The sequence below is a fragment of the Streptomyces sp. NPDC028907 genome, from assembly GCF_055564995.1.
In genome coordinates this window covers 612445-630415 of the sequence record NZ_JBVHVE010000004.1, presented here as the reverse complement: position 1 = coordinate 630415, position 17971 = coordinate 612445, and the positions used below count along the sequence as shown (strand labels likewise).

Sequence of the window (17971 nt, the reverse complement as noted above, 5' to 3'; positions counted from 1 at the left end):
AACGTCATAGCTCTGTCACAACACGAACGGTTCCCCGTCGGGCACGAGCGGTCACCGCCGCCCCTCGTGCGCCGGGGACGCTCCTTTCCGCCCTGAGCTGCATTCACTCCCGAACCGGCATTGCCTCCCCACTCGAAGGGAAGATGCGGGATCATGTCTGGCATGACCGAGGTGTCCTCGCTCACAGGGCGGTTGCTCGTGGCAACGCCCGCCCTGGCGGACCCGAACTTCGACCGCGCGGTGGTGCTCCTTCTCGACCACGACGAGGAGGGCTCCCTCGGTGTCGTCCTCAACCGTCCGACGCCCGTGGACGTGGGCGACATCCTGGAGGGCTGGGCGGACCTCGCAGGTGAGCCCGGTGTCGTCTTCCAGGGCGGCCCGGTCTCCCTGGACTCGGCACTCGGCGTCGCCGTCATCCCCGGTGACGCGAACGGTGAGAGCGCACCGCTGGGCTGGCGCCGGGTGCACGGCGCGATCGGGCTCGTGGACCTGGAGGCGCCGCCGGAACTGCTCGCCTCGGCCGTCGGCTCCTTGAGGATCTTCGCCGGGTACGCCGGCTGGGGACCCGGCCAGCTGGAGGACGAGCTGGTGGAGGGTGCCTGGTACGTCGTCGAGTCCGAGCCCGGTGACGTGTCCTCGCCGTCGCCGGAAAGACTCTGGCGCGAGGTCCTGCGCCGGCAGCGCAACGAGCTCGCGATGGTGGCCACGTACCCGGACGACCCTTCGCTCAACTGATGCGTGTGAGCTTCAGTACTCTTGGCGGTATGAGCACTCTCGAGCCCGAGCGCGGGACTGGTACGGGGACCCTCGTCGAGCCCACGCCGCAGACTTCCCACGGCGACGGCGACCACGAGCGCTTCGCCCACTACGTCCAGAAGGACAAGATCATGGCGAGCGCCCTCGACGGGACCCCCGTCGTGGCGCTGTGCGGCAAGGTCTGGGTGCCCGGCCGCGACCCGAAGAAGTACCCGGTGTGCCCCATGTGCAAGGAGATCTACGACTCCATGGGCGCCGGCGGCGACGACAAGGGCAAGGGCGGCGACAAGAAGTAGTCCTCCCCTCGGCCTGAGGTTCGTAAGGCGAAGGCCCCCGGGGCGCGTTTCGGCGCGCCCCGGGGGCCTTCGCGTGTCACGAAGTGGTTGAGACCTCTTGTGGACATGTTCACGCAGTCCCTAGGCTCCGATGCGTTGTGCAGAGCGAAACCGTCATTGCATATGTTGCAACGCACGCCCGGAGGACCGCTCCATGAAGCTCGCCCCCAGACTCGCCGTACTGCTCACCGCCCTCGCCGTCACCGCCTGCGCCCCGCAGACCTCCACCAACTCCTCCTCCGACAAGGACGACAAGACCGGCACCCTGCGGGTCTGGCTCTTCCAGGAAGTCGGCAACAAGCCGAAGGAGAAGGTCGTCGACTCCGTCGTCACGGCCTTCGAGAAGGCCCACGACGGCACGAAGGTCGAGGTCGAGTACATCCCGGTCGAGACCCGCGCCCAGCGCGTCAAGGCCGCCTTCAACGACCCGGCCTCCGCGCCCGACATCATGGAGTACGGCAACACCGACACCGCCGGCTATGTGAAGGACGGCGGACTCCTCGACGTCACGAAGGAGTTCGGCGACTGGACCGAGGCGGAGGACACCGACCCCACCGCCAGGCAGTCCGTCACCGTGGCCGGCAAGGTCTACGGCGCCCCGTTCTACGTCGGCGTCCGCGCCCTGTACTACCGCACGGACGTCTTCGAGGAACTTGGCCTGGAAGTGCCGAAGACCATGGCCGAGTTGGCGGCCACGGCCCGCGAGATCCGCGCCGCGAAGCCCGGGCTGTACGGCCTGGTCGTCGGCGGCGCCTACACGTACGGCGCGATGCCCTTCGTCTGGGCCAACGGCGGCGAACTCGCCACCGGCGAGGGCGACTCCTACACCTCCGCGATCGACAGCGCCGCCGCCCGGAAGGGCATCAAGGCGTACACGTCCCTCTTCGGCGACGACAACTGTCCCGCCGCCAAGTGCGCGGGCATGGGCGGCAACGACACGATCACCGCGTTCGCGGCCGGCAAGGCGGGCATGGCGATCGGCGGCGACTTCAGCCACACCGCGGTGGAGGCCGGGAAGGTCAAGGGCAAGTACGCGGTCGTGCCGTTGCCGGGGGTGAAGGTGGGGTCCGTCGCGCCCGCGTTCGCCGGGGGCAACAACATCGGTGTGCTGAAGAGCACGTCGCATCGGACGCTGGCGGTTGAGCTGATGGAGCAGCTCGCCTCCAAGGAGACGCAGGCGTCGATGTTCGAGGCGATGGGGTTCCTGCCGACGTTCGGGGACGTGCGGGAGAAGGCGGCGGCGGAGAAGCCGTACGTGAAGCCGTTCGTCGAGACGCTGGCGTCCGGGACGAAGTTCGTGCCCGCGTCTCCCGCGTGGTCGGAGATCGACTCCTCTCTTGTGCTGCCGACGATGTTCCAGGAGGTCATCAGCGGTAAGAAGGATGTTGCCGGGGCTTCGGGGGACGCGGCGAAGAAGATGGATGAGGCGTTTGGGTCCGTCGGATGACAGCGCCCGGTAGCTCGGGGGTTCTGGAGCGTCGGCGGGTGCGGGGCGGTGGGGGCTTGTCGCGCAGTTCCCCGCGCCCCCGAGGGGGTCGTCGTGCCGTGGGTCAGAAGGCGCCCTGGCTTTATCTCGCCCCCGCCCTCGTCGTGCTCGGTGGGCTGCTGGTCTATCCCGTCTATCAGCTTGGGCTGATCTCGTTCTTCGAGTACACGCAGGCTCAGGTCAGTGGTGGGGAGCCGACCACCTTCCAGGGGTTCGGGAACTACGCGGAGCTGTTCTCGGACTCGCAGTTCTGGCAGGTGCTGCTTGCCACCGTCGTCTTCGCGGCGGCGTGTGTCGTCTCGACGCTCGCCGTGGGGTGTGCGCTCGCCGTGTTGCTCACGCGTGTGCGTGCCGTGCCGCGGCTGGCGTTGATGCTGGCCGCGCTCGGGGCGTGGGCGACGCCGGCCATCACCGGGTCCACGGTGTGGCTGTTCCTGTTCGACCCGGACTTCGGGCCCGTGAACCGGATGCTGGGGCTCGGGGAGTACTCGTGGACGTACGGGCGTGTCAGCGCCTTCTTCCTGGTGCTGCTCGAAGTGGTCTGGTGCTCCTTCCCCTTCGTGATGGTGACCGTGTACGCCGGGATTCGTGCCGTCCCGGCCGAGGTGCTGGAGGCCGCCTCGCTGGACGGGGCCTCGCAGTGGCGGATCTGGCGGTCGGTGCTGGCGCCGATGCTGCGACCGATCCTGGTGGTCGTCACCATTCAGTCGGTCATCTGGGACTTCAAGGTCTTCACCCAGATCTACGTGATGACGAACGGTGGCGGCATCGCGGGGCAGAACCTCGTGCTGAACGTGTACGCCTATCAGAAGGCGTTCGCGTCCTCGCAGTACAGCCTGGGTTCGGCGATCGGCGTGGTGATGCTGGTGATCCTGCTGGCGGTGACGCTGGTGTATCTGCGGTTGCTGCGCAGACAGGGGGAGGAGCTGTGAGATCCGTGAGTTCCGTGAGTCTCGTACGGCGGCCCTGGCGGCTGCTCGCCGAGGTGTCCGCGCTGCTGATCGCCGTGGTGGTGGCGTTTCCGCTGTACTGGATGGTGCTCAGCGCCTTCAAACCGGCCGGGGAGATCGAGTCGAGCGAGCCTCGGCCGTGGACGTCGGCGCCCTCCCTGGATTCCTTCCGACGGGTCTTCGAGCAGAACGAATTCGGTCGGTACTTCCTCAACAGCCTTGTCGTCGCGTCCAGTGTCGTGATCGTCTCGGCGCTGATCGCGTTTCTCGCCGCGACCGCGGTGACCCGATTCCGCTTCCGCTTCCGGACCACCCTGCTGATCATGTTTCTGGTGGCTCAGATGGTGCCGGTGGAGGCCCTGGCGATCCCCCTGTTCTTCCTCATGCGGGACTTCGGCCAGCTGAACACGCTGGGCTCGCTGATCCTGCCGCACATCGCCTTCTCGCTGCCGTTCGCGATCTGGATGCTGCGGGGGTTTGTGAAGGCCGTTCCTCAGGCGCTGGAGGAGGCCGCGTACATCGACGGGGCGAGCCGCTCGCGATTCCTGTGGCAGATCCTTTTCCCGCTGGTCTTCCCGGGGCTGGTGGCCACAAGCGTTTTCTCCTTCATCTCCGCCTGGAACGACTTCCTGTTCGCCAAGTCCTTCATCATCAGCGACACCTCGCAGTCAACCCTGCCGATGGCCCTGCTCGTCTTCTACAAGCCGGACGAGCCTGACTGGGGCGGCGTGATGGCGGCGTCCACGGTGATGACGATTCCGGTACTGGTCTTCTTCGTGCTCGTGCAGCGCCGGCTGGTGTCGGGGCTGGGCGGAGCGGTCAAGGACTGAAAGGTCTGATCATTCATGGATCTCATTCCGGCACCTCGCCAGATGGAGCGGGCCGAGGGTTTCTACGAACTCGGTGACGGCTTCGGGATCGAGGCCGGGCCGGGCACCGAGGACGTCGCGCGCCGACTGCGCGCGACGCTCGGCGCGGCGACCGGGCTGGCGCTGCTTCCCAGGAAGGGGGACGAGTACGACGTCCTTCATCTGTCCGTCCGGCCCGGCCTGGAGGCCGAGGAATACCGCCTCGTCGTCGCCCCCCATGGTGTCCACATCCAGGGCGGCTCGCCCGCCGGTGTCTTCTGGGGCGCCCAGACGTTGCGCCAGCTCCTCGGCCCCGACGCCTTCCGGCGCGCCCCCTTCCGCGGCCGTACGTGGCGGCTGCCGCTGACGGAGATCCGGGACGCCCCCCGGTTCCGCTGGCGTGGCCTCATGCTCGACGTGGCCCGGCACTTCATGCCCAAGGACGGCGTGCTGCGCTACCTGGACCTGATGGCGGCCCACAAACTCAACGTCTTCCACTTCCATCTGACGGACGACCAGGGCTGGCGCGTCGAGATCAAGAAGTATCCCCGGCTGACGGAGGTCGGCTCCTGGCGGACGCGCACCAAATTCGGCCATCGGGCCTCCCCGCTCTGGGAGGAGAAGCCACACGGTGGCTACTACACCCAGGACGACATCCGCGAGATCGTCGCCTACGCCGCCGAGCGGCATATCACCGTCGTCCCCGAAATCGACGTGCCCGGCCACTCGCAGGCCGCCGTCGCCGCGTATCCGGAACTCGGCAACACCGACGTCATCACCGCATCCAATGAGGGGGGCACCGCCCTCTCCGTCTGGGACACCTGGGGGATCAATCCGAACGTACTCGCTCCCACTGACAACACCCTGCGCTTCTACGAGGGGGTCTTCGAGGAAGTCCTGGAGCTGTTCCCCTCGGAGTTCGTGCATGTCGGGGGTGACGAATGCCTCAAGGACCAGTGGCGGCAGTCGCTGACCGCGCAGGAACGCATCCGGGAACTCGGGCTGAAGGACGAGGACGAACTCCAGGCCTGGTTCATCGGCCACTTCGACAAGTGGCTGACCGCGCGCGGGCGCAGGCTGATCGGCTGGGACGAGATCCTGGAGGGCGGTCTCGCGGACGGGGCGGCCGTGTCGTCCTGGCGCGGCTACGCGGGCGGCATCGCGGCGGCCCGCGCGGGTCACGACGTCGTCATGTGCCCCGAACAGCAGGTGTACCTGGACCACCGTCAGGACGCGGGCGCGGACGAGCCGGTGCCGATCGGGTACGTGCGCACTTTGGAGGACGTCTATCGGTTCGAGCCGGTGCCACCGGAGTTGACGTCCGACGAGGCCCGGCACGTGCTCGGTACGCAGGCCAACCTGTGGACCGAGGTGATGGAGGACCAGGGGCGCGTGGACTACCAGGCGTTCCCGCGTCTCGCCGCTTTCGCCGAGGTCGCCTGGAGCCGACTGCCCGCCCCCGCGGAACGGGACTTCGCCGAGTTCGAGCACCGGATGGCCACCCACTACCGGCGACTTGACGCCCTGGGGGTCGCCTACCGGCCACCGACGGGACCGCGGCCGTGGCAGCGGCGGCCCGGCGTGCTCGGCCGCCCGATCGACGGCCCACCCCCGAACAGGTAATTGAAAAAAACCGGCAAGGGGTCACCGAAGAGTGTCAATCGGTAAACACCGGTGATGCCGTACGAAAACGGACCATCTCCCCGATGAGGTGGGCGAATGCCTCCTAGCGGACCCCTGTCCTCGGGCCCTGCGAAGATGTGCCAGAGTTGCCACGTCCGCCCTGTCAGCACGTACCGTACGGCAGCACAGGTGGGACCAGGTGGGGCAGCGGGAAGGGGCAGCCGGTTTGACCACGAGTGCACCGCAGGCGGCGCAGGCCGTCACGCTGCCCACGACGCTGGACGAGGCCGTGGCGGCACTGGCCGCCGTGCCCGCCGCCGTGCCGGTCGCGGGCGGCACCGACCTCATGGCCGCCGTCAACTCCGGGCAGCTCAGGCCCGCAGCGCTGGTCGGCCTCGGCAAGATCAGCGAGATCCGCGGCTGGCAGTACCAGGACGGTCACGCCCTGCTCGGAGCAGGCCTCACGCACGCGCGTATGGGCCGCCCCGACTTCGCCGCCCTGATCCCGGCGCTCGCCGCCGCCGCACGCGCCGCGGGCCCGCCGCAGATCCGCAACGCGGGCACCCTGGGCGGCAACATCGCCTCGGCGTCCCCGACCGGTGACGCGCTGCCGGTCCTCGCCGCCCTCGAAGCGACCCTGATCATCGCGGGCCCGGGCGGAGCCCGCCGGGAGATCCCGGTGTCGCACCTGCTGGCCGGCATGGACATGCTGCGGGCCGGCGAACTCATCGGCTACGTGCGCGTGCCGTTGCTGCACGCCCCGCAGGTCTTCCTCAAGGCCACCGGCCGCACCGGCCCGGGGCGCGCCATGGCATCCGTCGCCGTCGTGCTCGACCCGGCCCGGCGCGGCATCAGGTGCGCGGTCGGAGCCATAGCGCCGATGCCGCTCAGGCCGCTGGACGCCGAGCACTGGGTCGCCCAGCTGATCGACTGGGACAACAACCGCGCGATCGTCCCCGAAGCCCTGAACGCCTTCGGGGAGTACGTCGCCGCGGCCTGCATCCCGGACCCGGCCCCGGCCGAGGACGGCTCCGTACCGCAGCATCCGCCCGCCGTACTGCACCTGCGGCGCACCGTCGCCGCGCTGGCCCGACGAGCACTGGGGAGGGCGCTGTCGTGACCGACGACCAGCACGGAGAGGGCACGCCCCGGGGCGGCGGTCGCTGGGACCCGCTGCCCCAGGGCGACTACGACGACGGCGCCACCGCCTTCGTCAAACTTCCCGAAGGGGGCATCGACGCCCTCCTGGCCTCCTCGGACACCCCGCTCGCCGCGCGCGGCCACGGCTATGTGCCCCCGCAGATAACGGCCGCACCGGGAACGGCCGGGGGCACCGACCCCGCGGCCCCGGGCGGCTGGCCGGCCGCGGGCACTCCCGCCGACGGCAACCAGTGGCCCGACCCGAACGCCGTGCCGCAGGGCACCGCCACCGGCCAGTTCGCGTACAACCCCGGGGCGACCCAGCAGTGGGACTTCTCGGAGACCGCGCAGGGCCAGGCCGGCCCGGCGGGTCACGAGGCCGCCGCGCCCGGTCACGACGTCACCGGGCAGTGGTCCATCCCCGTCGCCGACGGCGACCTTCCGGATGAGTCGGGCGAGTTCACCACGTCGTCGCTCGTCGAGCAGTGGGGCGGAACCCCTCCGGCCACACTGCCGGGCGGCGCGCCCGCACCGTGGGCGACGCAGCCGACCGGACAGCCGTGGGGCCAGCAGGCCGAGCCCGCGGCGACGGCCGAGGAAGCGGTGGCAGCCGACCCCGCGGCCGGGCACGTGCACGGGCAGCCGGGACACCCCGACGCGTACTCCGGTCAGCAGCCCGTCCCGCACCCGCACGAGCAGCCGGCCCGGAGCGCGCCCGAGTTCACGCCGGAGCCGCCCGCCGAGGACTCGGGCGAGAGCCCCTCAGAGCCCGCACAGGCCGCACAGGCCGCTCCCGGGACTGGTGAGGTAGCCACGGAAGCCCAGGGCACCCCGGAGGCCGCAGAGCACCCGGCAGAGGCGTCCGCCGGGGCCGCCCCGGCCGAGGACGGCGACCCCGCCGAGGAACCGGCCCCGACCGCCGCCTCCGCCGACGTACCGCCGTCCACCGGCGAGGAACACCCCCTCGCCTCCTACGTCCTGCGCGTCAACGGCGTCGACCGTCCCGTCTCGGACGCCTGGATCGGCGAGTCGCTGCTCTACGTGCTGCGCGAACGGCTCGGCCTCGCCGGCGCCAAGGACGGCTGCTCGCAGGGCGAGTGCGGGGCCTGCAACGTCCAGGTCGACGGACGGCTCGTGGCGTCCTGCCTGGTGCCCGCCGTGACCGCCGCCGGCAGCGAGGTCCGTACCGTCGAGGGCCTGGCCGAGGACGGGCAGCCCTCCGACGTGCAGCGGGCGCTCGCGCGGTGCGGCGCCGTGCAGTGCGGCTTCTGCGTGCCGGGCATGGCGATGACCGTGCACGACCTGCTGGAGGGCAACCCGGCGCCGACCGAGATGGAGACCCGCCAGGCACTCTGCGGCAACCTCTGCCGTTGCTCCGGGTACCGGGGCGTGGTCGAGGCCGTCAAGGAGGTCGTCGCCGAACGCGAGACCCACACGGCGGCCGGCGACGGCGAACAGGACGGCGACGAGCCACGTATTCCCCACCAGGCGGGCCCCGGAGCCGGCGGGGTCAACCCGTCGGCGTTCGAGGCACGCGGCTCCGGGGGACCGCATGACCAGGCGTACGGACAGGACGGAGGCCCGGCGTGAGCAACGAAGCCGCCACCGCGACCACAGCCGCGGAGGCAGCACCCGCCCCCGAGCCGATCCCGCACGGCCTCGGCGCCTCCCTGCCGGCCGCCGACGCCCGCGCCAAGACCGAGGGCACGTTCCCGTACGCGGCCGACCTGTGGGCCGAGGGCCTGCTGTGGGCGGCAGTACTGCGCTCACCGCACCCGCACGCGCGCATCACGTCCATCGACACCTCCCACGCGCGCGAGATGCCCGGCGTCCGGGCCGTCGTCACGCACGAGGACGTGCCGGGCAGCCCGCTGCACGGCCGCGGCACGGCGGACCGCCCGGTCTTCGCCTCCGAGGTCGTCCGCCACCACGGCGAGCCCATCGCCGCGGTCGCCGCCGACCACCCGGACACCGCGCGGCTGGCCGCCGCCGCCGTCATCGTCGAGTACGAGGTACTCGACCCGATCACCGACCCCGAGCAGGCCTTCGAGGCCGAGCCGCTGCACCCCGACGGCAACCTGATCCGCCATATCCCGCTGCGCCACGGCGACCCCGACGCGGCCGGCGACATCGTGGTCGAGGGCCTGTACCGCATCGGCCGCCAGGACCCGGCCCCCATCGGCGCCGAGGCGGGCCTCGCGGTGCCGCGCCCCGACGGCGGCGTGGAGCTCTACCTGGCCTCCACCGACCCGCACACCGACCGCGACCGGGCCGCCGCCTGCTACGGCCTGGAACCCGAGCGCGTCAAGGTCGTCGTCACCGGAGTCCCCGGCGCCACCGCCGACCGCGAGGACCAGGGCTTCCAGCTGCCGCTCGGCCTGCTGGCGCTGAAGACCGGCTGCCCGGTGAAGCTGACGGCCACGCGCGAGGAGTCCTTCCTGGGTCATGTGCACCGCCACCCGACGCTGCTGCGGTACCGCCACCACGCGGACGCCGAGGGCAGGTTGGTGAAGGTCGAGGCACAGATCCTGCTGGACGCGGGCGCCTACGCCGACACCTCCTCCGAGGCCCTGGCCGCCGCCGTCGGCTTCGCCTGCGGGCCCTACGTCGTCCCGAACGCCTTCATCGAGGGCTGGGCCGTACGCACCAACAACCCGCCCTCCGGCCACGTACGCGGCGAGGGCGCCATGCAGGTGTGCGCCGCCTACGAGGCGCAGATGGACAAGCTGGCCAAGAAGCTCGGCGTGGACCCGGCGGAGCTGCGCCTGCGCAACGCCATGGCGACCGGCGACGTGCTCCCGACCGGCCAGACGGTGACCTGCCCGGCCCCGGTCGCGGAACTGCTCCAGGCCGTACGGGACTACCCGCTGCCCGCCCTCCCCAAGGACACCCCCGAGGACGAGTGGCTGCTGCCCGGCGGCCCCGAGGGCGCGGGCGAACCGGGTGCCGTGCGGCGCGGCGTGGGCTACGGCCTGGGCATGGTGCACATGCTCGGCGCCGAGGGCGCGGACGAGGTCTCCACGGCCACGGTGAAGGTCCACGACGGGGTGGCCACGGTGCTGTGCGCCGCCGTCGAGACCGGCCAGGGCTTCGCGACGCTGGCCCGGCAGATCGTCCAGGACACCCTGGGCATCGACGAGGTGCACGTGGCGCCCGTCGACACCGACCAGCCCCCGGCGGGCGCAGGCTGCCGCGGCCGTCACACCTGGGTGTCCGGCGGCGCGGTGGAGCGGGCGGCCAAGATGGTCCGTACGCAACTGCTCCAGCCCCTGGCGCACAAGTTCGGCATGTCCACCGAGCTGCTCCAGATCACCGACGGCAAGATCACGTCGTACGACGGCGTCCTGTCGACCACCGTCACCGAGGCGCTGGACGGCAAGGAACTGTGGGCCACGGCCCAGTGCCGCCCGCACCCGACCGAACCGCTGAACGAGACCGGCCAGGGCGATGCCTTCGTGGGGATGGCCTTCTGCGCGATCCGCGCGGTGGTCGACGTCGACATCGAGCTGGGCTCGGTCCGCGTGGTCGAGCTGGCGCTCGCCCAGGATGTCGGCCGGGTCCTGAACCCGGCCCAGCTGGAGGCGCGGCTGGAGGCGGGCGTGACGCAGGGCGTGGGCATCGCGCTCACCGAGAACCTGCGCTCGGCCCGCGGCCTGATCCGCCACCCCGACCTGACGGGCTACTCCCTGCCGACCGCCCTGGACGCCCCCGACATCCGCATCGTGAAGCTCGTCGAGGAACGCGACGTGGTCGCCCCCTTCGGCGCGAAGGCGGTGAGCGCGGTACCGGTGGTCACCTCCCCGGCCGCCATCGCCTCCGCCGTACGCGCGGCGACGGGCCGCCCGGTGAACCGGCTGCCGATCCGTCCGCAGGCGGCGGTGGTGACCGGGCAGTGACCGGCACGCCCCGGGCGCAGTGACGGCCGGCACGGACGGGTCGTCCTGATCACCGGTGTGATGGCGGCCGGGAAGTCGACGGTGGCACAGGCGCTGGCGATGGGGGTCCCCCACGCCTTTGCCGGGCGCGTGGAGTACGAGGCCGGCGACCCCGGCGAGGGCGAGGCCCAACTCCGGCTGCGCCACCGGCTGTCGGCGGCGACGGCGGGCGCTTACGCGGAGGCCGGGTTCACGGCTGTCGTGCGGGACGTGGTGCTGGGCGAGGGCCTGACGGCGCGGGAGGCGGGGCGGGAAAGTCGGGCTACGGGCCTGGACGGCCGAGGAGTTGGACGGGGCGCTGTGGGACGGAACACCGCGGATCGGGTTGCGGGTGGATTCCTCGGAGCTGACCGTGGCGGAGACCTTCGAGGCGATTCTGGCGCAACGGGAACGTGCGAGGGTGCGCTGAGCGTCTACTGATGTGAAGCGCTGTCAGTGGGTGTGCCGGGCCGGGGGTGTTGTCGGCGGTCGGGCTGATCCGGGGGCGTTGTCAGTGGTGGCGCGTAGTGTTCTGGGCAGTGGGGACGGCGGCTGGGTCCGGCGGGCCGGTCGGTCGGCCGTGTCCTGCCCTGGGGCGGTGAGCAAGCGCATGCGGGGGAGCCATGAGCACGACGATCACGACACACGCCGGTGATACGGCGATCATCCTGACCGAGGCCGAGCTGGGGCCGTACGTCACGCACGCGGAGACGCGGCGCTGGCTGACGGGCCCCGGACTGCCCTGCGACAGCGGCGTGTTGAGCTTCGCGGAGCTCTGCCGGGAGGACCGGGAAGGCCGCACGGGCCGCGAGGTCCTGCGGACCGTGGCGCAGACGACGGGTGATCCGGGCGACCGGCTGACGGCGGAGCTGCGGGACCAGCTGGTGATAGGCGGACTGCTCGGCCCCGGCGGGCTGGAGACGGAGTCGGTCCTGCTGGACGGGGCGACGGGCGAGATCTCGACGACGTACCTCCTGTACGACCGCCCCGACCTGATGGACCGCCGTGCGCTCGCGCCGTCGCTGCGGACACTGGTCCGGTTCGCCGAGGCGACGGACGAACTGGCGGGCCTGCGCGGCCAGTTCGCGTCCTACGTGGGCCGGTACGGCCCGAAGGCGGTCGCGGAGGCCTCGCAGCACCTGCTGGCCGTGTTCGAGGAGGGCACGGACGGCGATCCGGCGCCGTTCTGGAAGATGGCCGCGCTGATCCGTCCCCTGGCGCTGGTGGCGGGCCGGGCCGGGGCGTCGGGGCTGGCCCTGGACCTGCCCTCGCGCCTGCTGGACCAGGAGTTCGGGCAGGGCAAGGTGGTGCGCTTCGAGGAGGTCGACTTCCCCGCCACGCTCGCACACGAGCCGACCCGTCGCTTCCTGCGCGAGGTGGGCCTCCCGGAGAACGGCTTCCTGTTCTCGCTGGACACGGACGTGCCGCTGCAGACACTGGCCGAGTACTACGCCGACGAGGAGTGGGCCGACGAACTCCCCGCCGGGGCCGGCCGCTTGATACGCCTCGGCCATCTCGTCGAGGACAACAGCCTGGTCATCGACGGCGGGACGGGCGCGGTGCTGAACTGGAGCGAGCCCGAGGCGAGACTGTTCCCGCTGAACACCGACGTCTCGACCCTCGCCTTCACGCTCTGGCTGCTCCACCGCGAGCAGGCGATCGACGAGGAGTCCGGCCGCGAGCTGACGACCCCCGACACCTACGACCAGCTGGCCATCACGATGCTCCAGGTCCTGTCGGCGGTCGACCCCACCGGCACCCGGGCCGACGACGGCCGGCACTACTGGACGGAGGTGTTCCAGGACGAGGCGAGCGGGGTCTTCGAGTCGGTGGGCGGGGCGTGGTGACGGGCATCGGCCGACCGCGACGCCTTCCTAGGCCGTCAGGGGGAGACAGGCGTTGACGCCGCCGTCCAGGCCGCGGACGAAGGCCTTGGTCCGCTGGTCGGCGTCCCCGTGGTCTTCTGGTTTGGTCCAGGGAAGCTGATCGGAAACACTGTGTATCGCCTGCTCCAGTTCGGCGGCATCCCCTTCCTCGAAGACGATCGATTCGTCGTCCTGGGCGCCCTGGAGTTCCGCTCCGGCGAGACAGTCGGCCTGTAGTTCCGTGGAGACTTCCTGCAGTGTGACGTCGAGCCGGCTCTGTATCGCGTGTCCCCACTCATGGGCGACGACGAAATACACGTAACTGTCGCCGGTCGCGTAACCCTCTTTCATCAGACCGACGTCCCACGCGAGGAAGTCCTCCGACGGGCAGTAGAGCGCATTGCCCGCCTCCAGCGGGACGCCGTCGCAGGTGGGCGCGTCCACCGCCGTGCCGTCGTACAGGCCCAACACCTGGGGCGGGGTGTAGCTTCCGGTGAAGTAATCCGACCAATGCTTCTTCCAGAACTCGTCCACGCCCTGCACCGCCGCGTCTATGTCCTCCTGCATCGGGTCGCCGTATTGCGCGGGCGCGCCGTATGCGTAACCTCCGCTGACGAGCAATATCGGCGTGATCACTGCCGCGCAGATGCGCATCCGGAATGTCCTGCTCATGGCTGACCTCGAACGGCATGACGAAGTTTCGGCGTCGATTGCCGATCCCGAATCGCGAATCGCGAGGGCGCGCGGTGGACGCGGCGGACGCTGATATCCATTCAACACCCCGCGTTCGTGGGGCGCATCCGCAGTGGGGAGCGGTGATCTCGAGGTCGCTGCCGGGCGTCGGCAGGTGTGCGGAGGCCATGGCGGGACGCGAACCCACGTAACTTCGGTGGTGGCGCACCGCGTTCATGGGAGCCTCGGTCGTACGACCAAGGTCGCAGGGCGGAGCCCGTCTTCCGACAGGGGTCAAAGTCGGTTGCGGCCCTTACGCTGGCGGCCATGACCGCCCTTGAACCGCGTGACGCCGATGTCACGAAGACAGCCGACGTCCCCCTGGTCCCCGAAGCCGAGGAGACCGTGCTGAGCAGGGCCTATCGGGCCCTCAGCGTCGGGATCGTCTCCGTCGTGCTGCTCATCGCCTTCGAGGCGACCGCGGTCGGGACGGCGATGCCGGTGGCGGCGCGGGAGCTGGACGGGGTGTCGTTGTACGCCTTCGCGTTCTCGGGGTACTTCACCACCAGTCTCTTCGGGATGGTGCTCGCGGGGCAGTGGTCGGACCGGCGGGGGCCGCTCGGGGCGCTGACGGCCGGGATCGCTTCCTTCGGGGCCGGGCTGCTGCTGTCCGGGACGGCGGGGGCCATGTGGCTGTTCATCCTCGGTCGGGCCGTACAGGGGCTGGGCGGCGGGCTGGTGATCGTCGCCCTGTATGTCGTCGTCGGGCGGGCCTACCCCGAGCGGCTGCGGCCGGCGATCATGGCGGCGTTCGCGGCGAGCTGGGTCGTGCCGTCGATCGTGGGACCGCTGGCGTCCGGGGCCGTGACCGAGCATCTGGGCTGGCGCTGGGTGTTCGTCGGGATCCCCGTGCTCGTGGTGTTCCCGCTCGCGCTCGCGCTGCCGCAGATACGGCGGCGGGCGGCGGGGCCGGTCGACGGTTCGGCGGGCAGCGCCTCCTTCGACCGGCGGCGGATCCGGCTCGCCCTCGGTATCTCCCTCGGCGCCGGGCTGTTGCAGTACGCCGCCCAGGACCTGCGGTGGCTCTCCCTCGTCCCCGCCGTCGCAGGCGTCGCGCTCCTGGTGCCGGCCGTACTCGGGCTGCTCCCGCGCGGCACGTACCGGGCGGCGCGCGGGCTGCCGTCGGTGGTGCTGCTGCGCGGGGTCGCCGCGGGGTCGTTCATCGCGGCCGAGTCCTTCGTGCCGTTGATGCTGGTCACCCAGCGGGGGCTGTCGCCGACGCTGGCCGGATTCTCGCTCGCGGCGGGCGGCGGGACGTGGGCGCTGGGGTCGTGGGTGCAGTCGCGGCCGCGGGCGGAGCCGTACCGGGAACGTCTGATGACGCTGGGAATGGTGCTGGTCGCGGCGTCCGTCGCCGCCGCGCCGAGCGTGCTGATCGACTCCGTGCCGGCCTGGACACTCGCCGTGGCGTGGGCGTTCGGGTGCTTCGGGATGGGGCTGGTGATCTCCTCGACCAGCGTGCTGCTGCTTCAGCTCTCCGCGCCCGAGGAGGCGGGCACGAACTCGGCGGCGCTGCAGATCTCCGACGCGCTCTCCAACGTGATCCTGCTGGCCGCGGGCGGCGCCGCGTTCGCGGCGCTGGGGGGCGGCACGGTGAGCCATGCGGTCACGGGGGCGTCCGGTGCGCATCCGGGGGCGTTCGCCGCGGTGTTCCTGCCGATGGCGGGGGTGGCGTTGGTGGGAGCTTGGGTGACTACGCGGCTGCGTGAGGAGATCCGGTGACACCGAGTGGTACCGCATAGTACCGTCGAGGCATGGCTGGACTGAACCTGCGTTTTTCGGACGAAGAGCTCGACGCGCTGCGTGAGCGCGCGGCGGCGGAAGGGCGAAGCATGCAGGCCTTCGCGCACGACGCCGTGATCGCGGCCGTGAACGAGCACTCACGGCTGTTCGACGAGGCTGCCGAGCACGTGCTGAAGGCCAGCGCCGAACTGAACCGGAGGCTCGCCTGATGCACCACCTCACTCTGCCCGAGCTGCTGAATCTGGCGCAGCGACTCGGGGCGGACGAGGTGCGCGACTACGGACTGCTGGATTCCGCACTGGCGCGTCCACAGTCGAGCGTGTTCGGGCAGGACGCCTACCCGGACGTATGGCAGAAAGCGGCCGCGCTGATGGAGTCCCTCGCCCGCAACCGTGCACTCGTCGACGGGAACAAGCGCATCGCCTGGTACGCGACCTGGGTCCTCCTGCACATGAACGGACACCCTCTGGACTCGAACTTCGACGTGGACGACGCCGAACGGTTCGTGCTGGACGTCTGTCAGGGCGCGCTGGACGTGCCCAAGACCGCAGCCCAGTTGCCGCGCTTCGCGCGCTGAGTGTGACCTCGATCCCACCCAGGGGCGACCCTGCCCAGTCGGCGCCGTGCCCCCACCACCCCGCCGGTAGGGTGGCCCGGTTGTCATACCCAGCCGAGCCGCCCTACCCCTTTCGGAGACCGTGACTACCACCGCCGCCTCCTCCTCGCACCACCTGTCCCCCGCCTTCCCCGGCCGCGCCCCCTGGGGCACCGCCAGCAAGCTGCGTGCCTGGCAGCAGGGGGCGATGGAGAAGTACATCCAGGAGCAGCCGCGTGACTTCCTCGCGGTCGCCACGCCCGGCGCCGGGAAGACGACCTTCGCCCTGACGCTGGCGTCCTGGCTGCTGCACCACCATGTCGTGCAGCAGGTGACCGTGGTCGCGCCGACCGAGCATCTGAAGAAGCAGTGGGCCGAGGCGGCCGCGCGGATAGGCATCAAGCTCGACCCCGAGTACAGCGCGGGGCCGCTCGGCAAGGACTACCAGGGCGTCGCCGTGACATACGCCGGTGTCGGTGTGCGGCCCATGCTGCACCGCAACCGGGTCGAGCAGCGCAAGACGCTCGTGATCCTCGACGAGATCCATCACGCGGGCGACAGCAAGTCGTGGGGCGAGGCCTGCCTGGAGGCCTTCGAGCCCGCCACGCGCCGGCTCGCGCTCACCGGTACGCCGTTCCGGTCCGACACCAACCCCATCCCCTTCGTCACGTACGAGGAGGGGAACGACGGGATCCGGCGGTCCGCCGCCGACTACACCTACGGCTACGGCAACGCGCTCGCCGACCACGTCGTGCGGCCCGTCATCTTCCTCTCCTACAGCGGCAACATGCGCTGGCGGACGAAGGCGGGCGACGAGATCGCCGCCCGGCTCGGCGAGCCGATGACCAAGGACGCGATCAGCCAGGCCTGGCGTACCGCCCTCGATCCGCGCGGTGAGTGGATGCCGAGCGTGCTGCGCGCCGCCGACCAGCGGCTGACCGAGGTCAGGAAGGGCATCCCGGACGCCGGTGCCCTCGTCATCGCCTCCGACCAGGACTCCGCGCGCGCCTACGCCAAGCTGATCCGCGAGATCACCGGCAGCAAGGCGACCCTCGTCCTCTCCGACGACGCCGGCGCGTCCAAGCGGATCGACGACTTCAGCGGCAACAACGACCGGTGGATGGTCGCGGTGCGGATGGTGTCGGAGGGCGTCGACGTCCCGCGGCTCGCCGTCGGCGTCTACGCCACCACCATCTCCACGCCGCTCTTCTTCGCGCAGGCCGTCGGACGTTTCGTGCGTTCACGCCGGCGCGGTGAGACCGCCTCCGTCTTCCTCCCGACCGTCCCCGACCTCCTCACCTTCGCCAACGAGATGGAGGTCGAGCGCGACCACGCCCTCGACAAGCCGAAGAAGGAGGGCGAGGAGGACCCGTACGCCGAATCCGAGAAGGAGATGGAGGAGGCGAACAAGGAGCAGGACGAGGACACCGGCGAGCAGGAGCAGTTCTCGTTCGAGGCGCTGGAGTCCGAGGCCGTCTTCGACCGGGTCCTCTACGACGGTGCCGAGTTCGGCATGCAGGCCCACCCGGGGAGCGAGGAGGAGCAGGACTACCTCGGGATCCCCGGGCTGCTGGAGCCCGATCAGGTCCAGCTGCTCCTCCAGAAGCGGCAGGCCCGGCAGATCGCCCACAGCCGCAAGAAGCCGGACGCCGAGGCCGACCTGCTGGAGCTGCCCGCCGAGCGGCGGCCCGTCGTCTCCCACAAGGAGATGATGGAGCTCCGCAAGCAGCTCAACACGATGGTCAGCGCGTACGTCCATCAGAGCGGGAAGCCGCACGGGGTGATCCACACCGAGCTGCGGCGTGTGTGCGGCGGGCCGCCGAGCGCGGAGGCGACGGCGGGGCAGTTGCGGCAGCGCATTGCCAAGGTGCAGGAGTGGGCTACGCGGATGAAGTGAGCGGTTCGGCAGGTCGTATGCCGACTGCGGGCCGGTGGGGGCTGCTCGCGCCCACGCGGCGCGGCAGCAAAGTGGATACAGCCCCGC

15 protein-coding genes and 1 pseudogene are annotated in these 17971 nt (G+C 70.9%); 15 read left to right on the top strand and 1 reads right to left on the bottom strand.

The features are described 5' to 3' along the window. Positions 1–162 precede the first annotated feature (162 nt). The 11 genes and pseudogenes from ACZ4UU_RS15485 to ACZ4UU_RS15435 all read left to right on the top strand — a co-directional run bounded on the left by ACZ4UU_RS15485 (position 163) and on the right by ACZ4UU_RS15435 (position 12899). Entirely contained in the window at positions 163–735 is a 573-nt protein-coding gene (locus ACZ4UU_RS15485; RefSeq protein ID WP_030054423.1) for a YqgE/AlgH family protein, read from the top strand. A gap of 29 nt (positions 736–764) precedes the next feature. Next, the gene (locus ACZ4UU_RS15480) at positions 765–1052 is read left to right on the top strand and encodes a DUF3039 domain-containing protein (RefSeq protein ID WP_221752642.1); all 288 of its coding nucleotides are present in this window, start codon (positions 765–767) and stop codon (positions 1050–1052) included. 193 nt (positions 1053–1245) lie between these two features. Then, the gene (locus ACZ4UU_RS15475; RefSeq protein WP_468040057.1) at positions 1246–2538 is read left to right on the top strand and encodes an extracellular solute-binding protein; all 1293 of its coding nucleotides are present in this window, start codon (positions 1246–1248) and stop codon (positions 2536–2538) included. Further along, positions 2535–3509, top strand: coding sequence for a carbohydrate ABC transporter permease (locus tag ACZ4UU_RS15470; protein WP_468040055.1), 975 nt, complete (start codon positions 2535–2537; stop codon positions 3507–3509). The genes ACZ4UU_RS15475 and ACZ4UU_RS15470 overlap by 4 nt, the downstream gene beginning before the upstream one ends. Positions 3510–3523: 14 nt before the next feature. Continuing rightward, complete coding sequence (locus ACZ4UU_RS15465) at positions 3524–4357, top strand: carbohydrate ABC transporter permease (protein ID WP_468040236.1); 834 nt, start codon at positions 3524–3526, stop codon at positions 4355–4357. A 15-nt stretch (positions 4358–4372) separates the two neighbouring features. Then, a complete protein-coding gene (locus ACZ4UU_RS15460; protein WP_468040054.1) occupies positions 4373–5998 on the top strand; it encodes a beta-N-acetylhexosaminidase in 1626 nt (541 codons plus the stop codon). A 226-nt stretch (positions 5999–6224) separates the two neighbouring features. After that, complete coding sequence (locus ACZ4UU_RS15455) at positions 6225–7118, top strand: FAD binding domain-containing protein (RefSeq protein WP_062720978.1); 894 nt, start codon at positions 6225–6227, stop codon at positions 7116–7118. Beyond that, a complete protein-coding gene (locus tag ACZ4UU_RS15450; protein WP_468040052.1) occupies positions 7115–8728 on the top strand; it encodes a (2Fe-2S)-binding protein in 1614 nt (537 codons plus the stop codon). Before ACZ4UU_RS15455 ends, ACZ4UU_RS15450 begins: the two co-directional genes overlap by 4 nt. Next, the gene (locus ACZ4UU_RS15445; RefSeq protein WP_468040050.1) at positions 8725–11034 is read left to right on the top strand and encodes a xanthine dehydrogenase family protein molybdopterin-binding subunit; all 2310 of its coding nucleotides are present in this window, start codon (positions 8725–8727) and stop codon (positions 11032–11034) included. Before ACZ4UU_RS15450 ends, ACZ4UU_RS15445 begins: the two co-directional genes overlap by 4 nt. 60 nt (positions 11035–11094) lie before the next feature. After that, positions 11095–11482, top strand: a pseudogene (locus ACZ4UU_RS15440) (phosphotransferase). Between the two features lie 193 nt (positions 11483–11675). Beyond that, on the top strand, positions 11676–12899 hold the full coding sequence (locus tag ACZ4UU_RS15435; protein WP_468040048.1) for an SUKH-4 family immunity protein: 1224 nt from the start codon (positions 11676–11678) through the stop codon (positions 12897–12899). A 27-nt stretch (positions 12900–12926) separates the two neighbouring features. Here ACZ4UU_RS15435 and ACZ4UU_RS15430 read toward each other — a convergent pair whose 3' ends face one another. Then, positions 12927–13589, bottom strand: coding sequence for a neutral zinc metallopeptidase (locus tag ACZ4UU_RS15430; RefSeq protein ID WP_468040047.1), 663 nt, complete (start codon positions 13587–13589; stop codon positions 12927–12929). Positions 13590–13916: 327 nt separating this feature from the next. Here ACZ4UU_RS15430 and ACZ4UU_RS15425 point away from each other — a divergent pair, with 327 nt between their 5' ends. The 4 genes from ACZ4UU_RS15425 to ACZ4UU_RS15410 all read left to right on the top strand — a co-directional run bounded on the left by ACZ4UU_RS15425 (position 13917) and on the right by ACZ4UU_RS15410 (position 17884). Then, positions 13917–15371 carry an MFS transporter gene (locus tag ACZ4UU_RS15425; RefSeq protein ID WP_468040045.1) on the top strand — a complete coding sequence of 485 codons (1455 nt, stop codon included), beginning with the start codon at positions 13917–13919 and terminating at the stop codon, positions 15369–15371. 32 nt (positions 15372–15403) lie between these two features. After that, the gene (locus tag ACZ4UU_RS15420; RefSeq protein WP_468040043.1) at positions 15404–15601 is read left to right on the top strand and encodes a hypothetical protein; all 198 of its coding nucleotides are present in this window, start codon (positions 15404–15406) and stop codon (positions 15599–15601) included. Further along, on the top strand, positions 15601–15969 hold the full coding sequence (locus ACZ4UU_RS15415) for a type II toxin-antitoxin system death-on-curing family toxin (protein WP_468040042.1): 369 nt from the start codon (positions 15601–15603) through the stop codon (positions 15967–15969). The genes ACZ4UU_RS15420 and ACZ4UU_RS15415 overlap by 1 nt, the downstream gene beginning before the upstream one ends. 121 nt (positions 15970–16090) lie before the next feature. Next, complete coding sequence (locus ACZ4UU_RS15410) at positions 16091–17884, top strand: DEAD/DEAH box helicase (RefSeq protein WP_468040040.1); 1794 nt, start codon at positions 16091–16093, stop codon at positions 17882–17884. Positions 17885–17971: the final 87 nt, after the last annotated feature.